The organism is Enterobacter sp. 940_PEND, assembly GCF_001059415.1.
In the GTDB taxonomy this organism is placed as follows: domain Bacteria; phylum Pseudomonadota; class Gammaproteobacteria; order Enterobacterales; family Enterobacteriaceae; genus Enterobacter; species Enterobacter cloacae_M.
On the sequence record NZ_JUMS01000008.1, the window covers coordinates 1 to 7,733 of the forward strand.

The following is a 7,733-nucleotide window of genomic DNA, read 5'->3' on the forward strand; positions in this document are numbered from 1 at the left end:
ACTGGTTTGGGACCAGTGGGTCGGAGGTTCGAATCCTCTCTCGCCGACCACATTCTGAAAAGGGCTAACCGCAAGGTTAGCCCTTTTTGCATTATGATCTTATCCCGTCAGAGTATCCAAAACGCCCCTTAGGCCTGCTTCTCCCTGCCTGTTAACGATTTTGTGACATAATCCATTGTATTTTTTTATATATAGATTGATCTTTTTTCGCGTTGCTTATGGATAACCTCAGCATTTTTCGCTGTGCGTTTTAACGTTCGCGGTATTTAGTGCTCAGATAATCACCATTCTGCAAGAAAATTTACCCATTCTGAATAAAAGTTAATCACTGATTGTTGCGAAATATGAAGAGACTTGTGCTGCAAGATAGCGAGTAGCATAAATTTCCCTGCTGAAAACTGGCATGCATAGTTTTTTTAATCTTTGTTTGCGGTTTCTCACACTCAGCGTAAATCCCCGTCACCTGTATTGACGTTTTCACATTCTGTTGACAGATTGTAGGGCATGAGGGGCATTTCAGGGACGATCTGCGCTGCAACTCAAACGCTCTTCTGAAAGGATTCTCCATCCCTTTAAAGCCTTCGGGCATCACCGACCGGACCGGGTAAAAAATAAATAAAGGTCTGGCGGCGTAACACAACAAAGCAAAACATCACATTGGAGCAGAATAATGAGTATTTCCTTGAAGAAGTCAGGGATGCTGAAGCTTGGTCTGAGCCTGGTGGCTATGACCGTGGCAGCAAGCGTACAGGCAAAAACCCTGGTTTACTGTTCTGAAGGCTCGCCGGAAGGCTTTAACCCACAGCTCTTTACCTCTGGTACGACTTACGACGCAAGCTCTGTACCGATCTATAACCGTCTGGTTGAATTCAAAACCGGTACCACGGAAGTAATTCCGGGTCTGGCCGAGAAGTGGGACGTCAGCGAAGACGGCAAAACCTATACCTTCCACCTGCGCCAGGGCGTGAAGTGGCAGGACAGCAAAGATTTCAAACCAACGCGCGACTTTAACGCCGACGACGTTGTGTTCTCCTTTGACCGTCAGAAAAACGCTCAGAACCCGTACCATAAAGTGTCTGGCGGCAGCTATGAATACTTCGAAGGGATGGGTCTGCCAGACCTGATCGCTGAAGTGAAAAAAGTGGACGATAAAACGGTTCAGTTCGTGCTGACGCGTCCGGAAGCGCCATTCCTGGCTGACCTGGCCATGGACTTCGCCTCAATTCTGTCCAAAGAGTACGCGGACAACATGCTGAAAGCCGGCACGCCGGAGAAAGTTGACCTGAACCCAATCGGTACCGGTCCATTCCAGCTGCTGCAGTACCAGAAAGACTCCCGCATTCTGTATAAAGCGTTCGAAGGCTATTGGGGCACCAAGCCGCAGATCGACCGTCTGGTCTTCTCCATCACGCCTGATGCTTCCGTGCGTTACGCAAAACTGCAGAAAAACGAATGTCAGGTGATGCCGTACCCGAACCCGGCTGATATCGCCCGCATGAAGCAGGACAAGAACATCAACCTGCTGGAGCAGGCCGGCCTGAACGTGGGCTATCTCTCCTTTAACACCGAGAAGAAACCGTTTGATGACGTGAAAGTGCGTCAGGCGCTGACTTACGCGGTGAACAAAGAAGCGATTATCAAGGCGGTTTACCAGGGCGCTGGCGTTGCTGCCAAAAACCTGATCCCACCAACCATGTGGGGTTATAACGACGACGTTAAAGACTACACCTACGATCCTGAGAAAGCGAAAGCGCTGCTGAAAGAAGCTGGCCAGGATAAAGGCTTTACCGTTGAGCTGTGGGCGATGCCGGTACAGCGTCCTTACAACCCGAACGCACGCCGTATGGCGGAAATGGTTCAGGCTGACTGGGCTAAGGTTGGCGTTCAGGCCAAGATTGTGACCTACGAGTGGGGCGAGTACCTGAAGCGCGCCAAAGCGGGTGAGCACCAGGCGGTAATGATGGGCTGGACCGGTGATAACGGGGATCCGGACAACTTCTTCGCCACCCTGTTCAGCTGCGCGGCGGCGAAAGACGGTTCTAACTACTCTCGCTGGTGCTACAAGCCGTTTGAAGACCTGATCCAGCCGGCGCGTGCGACCGACGATCACAACAAACGTATTGAACTGTACAAGCAGGCTCAGGTTGTTATGCACGATCAGGCTCCGGCGCTGATTGTTGCTCACTCCACCGTGTACGAGCCAGTGCGTAAAGAAGTGAAAGGCTACGTGGTAGATCCACTGGGCAAACACCACTTCGAAAACGTATCGGTTGAATAATAAGTAGGGTGTTCTCCCTCTCCCTCTGGAGAGGGCAGGGGTGAGGGGCGTGCATGCATCCCCTCACCCTAACTCTCTCCCGCTGGGAGAGGGAATTTACATTTGTGAGCAATACAGACGTCACGCCACTGGTCGTGCGTCATCAGAGAGAATCCGGGTTATGTTGCAGTTCATCCTCCGACGTCTGGGACTTGTTATCCCCACGTTTATCGGTATCACCCTTCTCACTTTTGCCTTCGTCCATATGATCCCCGGCGACCCGGTAATGATTATGGCGGGCGAGCGTGGTATTTCCCCTGAGCGCCATGCGCAGCTGCTGGCGGAACTCGGTCTCGATAAGCCGATGTGGCAGCAGTACCTCCACTATATCTGGGGCGTGTTGCACGGTGATTTAGGGATTTCGCTGAAAAGCCGCCTTCCGGTGTGGGACGAGTTCGTGCCGCGTTTTAAAGCGACGCTGGAGCTTGGCATCTGCGCCATGATTTTCGCCACTGCGGTGGGTATTCCTGTCGGGGTACTGGCTGCCGTCAAGCGTGGCTCTATTTTTGACCATACCGCCGTGGGCCTGGCGCTGACCGGCTACTCCATGCCTATCTTCTGGTGGGGCATGATGCTGATCATGCTGGTATCGGTGCAGCTTAACCTGACGCCAGTCTCCGGGCGCGTCAGCGATATGGTCTTCCTGGATGACTCCAACCCGCTCACCGGCTTTATGCTGATTGATACGGCTATCTGGGGCGAAGAGGGCAACTTCATTGATGCCGTGGCGCACATGATCCTGCCTGCCATGGTGCTGGGCACCATTCCTCTGGCGGTGATCGTGCGAATGACCCGTTCATCGATGCTGGAAGTGCTGGGTGAGGATTATATCCGCACCGCGCGCGCAAAGGGCCTGACGCGTATGCGCGTCATCATCGTTCATGCGCTGCGTAATGCCATGCTGCCGGTGGTGACCGTTATCGGTCTCCAGGTTGGGACGTTGCTGGCGGGGGCGATCCTGACCGAAACCATCTTCTCCTGGCCGGGCCTTGGACGCTGGCTGATTGACGCGCTGCAACGCCGTGACTATCCGGTTGTGCAGGGCGGTGTACTGCTGGTCGCGACGATGATTATCCTCGTCAACCTGCTGGTCGATTTGCTGTACGGCGTGGTGAACCCGCGTATTCGTCATAAGAAGTAAGGGACCATCATGTCACAAGTCACTCAAAATAAAGTGGTCGCTGCACCGGTTCCTATGACGCCGCTGCAGGAATTCTGGCACTACTTCAAGCGCAATAAAGGCGCGGTGGTAGGGCTGGTGTATGTCGTAATCATGATCCTGATTGCGGTGTTTGCGAATTTCCTCGCACCGTATAACCCGGCGGACCAGTTCCGCGATGCGCTGCTCGCGCCGCCTGCGTGGCAGGACGGCGGCAGCCTGGCGCACCTGCTGGGTACCGATGACGTGGGCCGCGACGTGCTGTCGCGTCTGATGTACGGCGCGCGCCTGTCGCTGCTGGTCGGCTGTCTCGTTGTTGTGCTGTCGCTGATCATGGGCGTTGTACTCGGCCTGGTTGCCGGTTACTTCGGCGGTATCGTTGATAACATCATCATGCGCATCGTCGATATCATGCTGGCGCTGCCAAGCCTGCTGCTGGCGCTGGTGCTGGTGGCGATCTTCGGCCCGTCGATAGGCAATGCCGCGCTGGCGTTGACCTTCGTGGCGCTCCCTCACTACGTGCGTTTAACCCGTGCGGCGGTGCTGGTGGAAGTGAACCGCGATTACGTCACCGCCTCTCGCGTGGCGGGTGCCGGTGCGATGCGCCAGATGTTCGTGAATATCTTCCCTAACTGCCTTGCGCCGCTGATTGTTCAGGCGTCGCTCGGTTTCTCTAACGCCATTCTTGATATGGCCGCTCTTGGCTTCCTGGGCATGGGTGCGCAGCCGCCAACACCGGAGTGGGGCACGATGCTCTCCGACGTGTTGCAGTTCGCGCAAAGCGCCTGGTGGGTTGTCACCTTCCCGGGTCTGGCAATCCTGCTGACGGTGCTGGCATTTAACCTGATGGGTGATGGTCTGCGTGATGCGCTTGATCCCAAACTGAAGCAGTAAGAGGCACGAGATGGCGTTATTAAATGTAGATAAATTATCGGTGCACTTTGGCGACGAAGGCACCCCGTTTCGCGCCGTGGACCGCATCAGCTACAGCGTAAATCAGGGCGAAGTGGTTGGTATCGTCGGGGAGTCCGGCTCCGGTAAGTCAGTGAGCTCGCTGGCGATCATGGGGCTGATTGATTACCCGGGCCGCGTGATGGCGGAAAACCTGCAGTTCAACGGTCAGGATCTGAAGCGCATTTCTGAGAAACAGCGCCGCCAGCTGGTGGGCGCCGAAGTGGCGATGATTTTCCAGGATCCCATGACCAGCCTGAACCCCTGCTACACCGTTGGTTTCCAGATTATGGAAGCGATTAAGGTGCATCAGGGTGGGAATAAGAAAACCCGTCGCCAGCGCGCGATCGACCTGCTGAACCAGGTGGGTATTCCTGACCCGGCATCACGCCTGGACGTTTACCCGCACCAGCTCTCCGGTGGGATGAGCCAGCGCGTGATGATCGCGATGGCGATTGCCTGTCGACCAAAACTGCTGATTGCGGATGAACCGACGACGGCGCTGGATGTGACCATCCAGGCGCAAATCATCGAGCTGCTGCTGGCGCTGCAGCAGAAAGAGAATATGGCGCTGGTGCTGATTACGCACGATCTGGCGCTGGTGGCCGAAGCCGCGCACAAAATCATCGTGATGTATGCCGGCCAGGTGGTCGAGACCGGGAATTCACACGATATTTTCCGCGCGCCGCGTCACCCGTATACCCAGGCGCTTTTACGCGCGCTGCCGGAGTTTGCCCAGGACAAAGCGCGTCTGGCGTCGCTGCCGGGTGTGGTACCGGGTAAATATGACCGTCCGCAGGGCTGTCTGCTCAATCCGCGCTGTCCGTATGCAACGGACAAATGCCGGGCAGAAGAGCCTGAGCTGAACCAGCTTGCTGACGGCCGTCAGTCGAAATGCCACTACCCACTCGATGATGCCGGGAGGCCAACACTATGAGTACGCAACAGGCCACCACGCAACAACCGCTGTTGCAGGCCATCGACCTGAAAAAATACTACCCGGTGAAGAAGGGGCTGTTTGCCCCTGAACGCCTGGTGAAAGCGCTGGACGGCGTATCTTTTAACCTCGAACGCGGTAAAACGCTGGCGGTGGTGGGGGAGTCAGGCTGCGGCAAATCCACGCTGGGCCGTCTGCTGACGATGATTGAAGTGCCGACCGGCGGGGAGCTCTACTATCAGGGGCAGGATCTGCTCAAGCACGATCCGCAGGCGCAGAAGCTGCGCCGCCAGAAAATCCAGATTGTGTTCCAGAACCCGTATGGTTCTTTGAACCCGCGTAAAAAAGTGGGGCAGATTCTGGAAGAGCCGCTGCTGATCAACAGTAATCTGAGCAAGGAGCAGCGCCGTGAAAAAGCGCTGGCGATGATGGCGAAGGTCGGCCTCAAAACCGAGCATTACGATCGCTATCCGCACATGTTCTCCGGCGGCCAGCGTCAGCGTATTGCGATCGCCCGCGGGCTGATGCTCGATCCGGACGTGGTGATTGCCGATGAGCCGGTCTCCGCGCTCGACGTATCCGTGCGTGCGCAGGTGCTGAACCTGATGATGGATCTCCAGCAGGAGCTGGGGCTGTCTTACGTGTTCATCTCCCACGACCTGTCGGTGGTAGAGCATATTGCCGATGAAGTGATGGTGATGTACCTGGGGCGCTGCGTGGAGAAGGGGACTAAAGACCAGATCTTTAATAACCCTCGTCACCCGTATACCCAGGCGCTACTGTCTGCGACGCCGCGTCTGAACCCGGACGATCGTCGTGAGCGTATTAAGCTGACGGGTGAACTGCCAAGCCCGCTGAATCCGCCTCCGGGATGTGCATTCAACGCCCGCTGCAGTCGCCGCTTCGGTCCGTGCACCCAGCTCCAGCCGCAGCTGAAGGATTATGGCGGCCAGCTGGTTGCCTGCTTCGCGGTCGATCAGGATGAAAATGGCGAGAAGCCACAGGCATAATGAAAAAAACCGGCGTTAAGCCGGTTTTTTTATGTCTGCTTGATTATTTCCGCAGGCGAATCTGGTCGACGGCGTGCTTCTCGCTCTTGGTGAGGATCAGGCTCGCACGCTCGCGCGTCGGCAGGATGTTCTCTTTGAGGTTCACGTAGTTGATCTCATTCCACAGCCCCGTGGCCACGCCGATCGCTTCTTCTTCAGAAAGCTGAGCATAGTGGTGGAAATAGGAATCCGGGTCAGTGAACGCCCCTTCGCGGAACTTCAGGAAGCGGTTGATGTACCAGTTTTGCAGCAGGTCTTCCGGCGCATCGACATAAATAGAAAAATCGACGAAATCCGAGACGAATACGTGATGCGGGTCGTGAGGATAGTCCATCCCGCTCTGCAACACATTCAGACCTTCCAGAATCAGGATGTCCGGCTGGACCACGGTTTTATCCCCACCTGGGATGCGATCGTAGATCAGGTGCGAATAGACTGGTGCAGTCACGTGAGGCACGCCGGATTTCAGGTCAGAGACAAATTTCACCAGACGGTGCATATCGTAAGAGAGCGGGAAGCCCTTCTTCTTCATCAGCCCGCGTTCTTTTAACACCTCGTTCGGGTGCAGGAAGCCGTCGGTGGTAATCAGCTCCACGCTGCGGTGTTCCGGCCAGCGGCTCAACAGCGCCTGCAGGACGCGCGCGGTGGTACTTTTACCCACGGCCACGCTGCCTGCGATACTAATGATATAAGGAATGCGTTGACCGTTCGTCCCGAGAAACTGCTCCAGCACGGCCTGACGACGCAGGTTCGAGCTGATATAGAAGTTAAGCAAGCGAGAGAGGGGGAGATAAATTTCTGCCACTTCTTCCAGGGACAGATCTTCGTTTATCCCTTTTAACCGTGCGATTTCACCTTCCGTCAGCGTCATAGGGACGGAATCACGCAGGGCAGCCCACTGGCTGCGGTTAAAGTGAAGATAAGGCGTCATTAACGTTTGCTCTTTTTTGCTCATAAGCATGCTTCAGTGAGCCAGCAACACACTGTCGGATCATGGCTCATCACACAGTTAATTTTGGACAATGGGCAGGAGGTTAACACCAGATGACGGGAATAATAAGAAAAAAGATGGAAAGCGCTGCGTTACGCGGAAGCCGTCACGCTACGGTGAATACGGTGCAAATCACGATGATATGTTGAATATTTGACCTCAAATGACTACTTTTACAGCGTCCGACACGCTCTTCGCATAAAATGTGAGCGAAAGAACGTTTTATGCAAATTTTTAGTTGCATGACCGCGCAGGTATCCATAGAATGCGCGCTACTTGATGCCGACTTAGCTCAGTAGGTAGAGCAACTGACTTGTAATCAGTAGGTC

The 7,733-nt window shown here is 55.2% G+C and carries 6 protein-coding genes; 5 read left to right on the top strand and 1 reads right to left on the bottom strand.

Annotation, left to right across the window (positions count from 1 at the left end):
- Positions 1 to 670 precede the first annotated feature (670 nt).
- From dppA to dppF, 5 genes are all read left to right on the top strand, one after another.
- Positions 671 to 2,278: a dipeptide ABC transporter periplasmic-binding protein DppA gene (gene dppA / locus ADJ24_RS02625; protein ID WP_023309961.1), complete on the top strand. Its 1,608-nt coding sequence runs from the start codon at positions 671 to 673 to the stop codon at positions 2,276 to 2,278.
- 160 nt (positions 2,279 to 2,438) lie between these two features.
- Positions 2,439 to 3,458: a dipeptide ABC transporter permease DppB gene (dppB, locus tag ADJ24_RS02630; RefSeq protein ID WP_023309962.1), complete on the top strand. Its 1,020-nt coding sequence runs from the start codon at positions 2,439 to 2,441 to the stop codon at positions 3,456 to 3,458.
- Positions 3,459 to 3,467: 9 nt separating this feature from the next.
- Positions 3,468 to 4,370, top strand: a complete 903-nt coding sequence (gene dppC, locus ADJ24_RS02635; protein WP_023309963.1) for a dipeptide ABC transporter permease DppC — start codon at positions 3,468 to 3,470, stop codon at positions 4,368 to 4,370.
- A gap of 10 nt (positions 4,371 to 4,380) precedes the next feature.
- Entirely contained in the window at positions 4,381 to 5,364 is a 984-nt protein-coding gene (dppD, locus tag ADJ24_RS02640; protein WP_023309964.1) for a dipeptide ABC transporter ATP-binding protein, read from the top strand.
- Positions 5,361 to 6,374 (top strand): dipeptide ABC transporter ATP-binding subunit DppF, encoded by a 1,014-nt coding sequence (gene dppF, locus ADJ24_RS02645; RefSeq protein WP_023309965.1) that lies wholly within the window; start codon positions 5,361 to 5,363, stop codon positions 6,372 to 6,374. Before dppD ends, dppF begins: the two co-directional genes overlap by 4 nt.
- A 43-nt stretch (positions 6,375 to 6,417) precedes the next feature.
- Here the strand turns inward: dppF and coaA are convergent, their stop codons facing one another.
- The gene (coaA, locus tag ADJ24_RS02650; protein WP_032668002.1) at positions 6,418 to 7,368 is read right to left on the bottom strand and encodes a type I pantothenate kinase; all 951 of its coding nucleotides are present in this window, start codon (positions 7,366 to 7,368) and stop codon (positions 6,418 to 6,420) included.
- Positions 7,369 to 7,733: the final 365 nt, after the last annotated feature.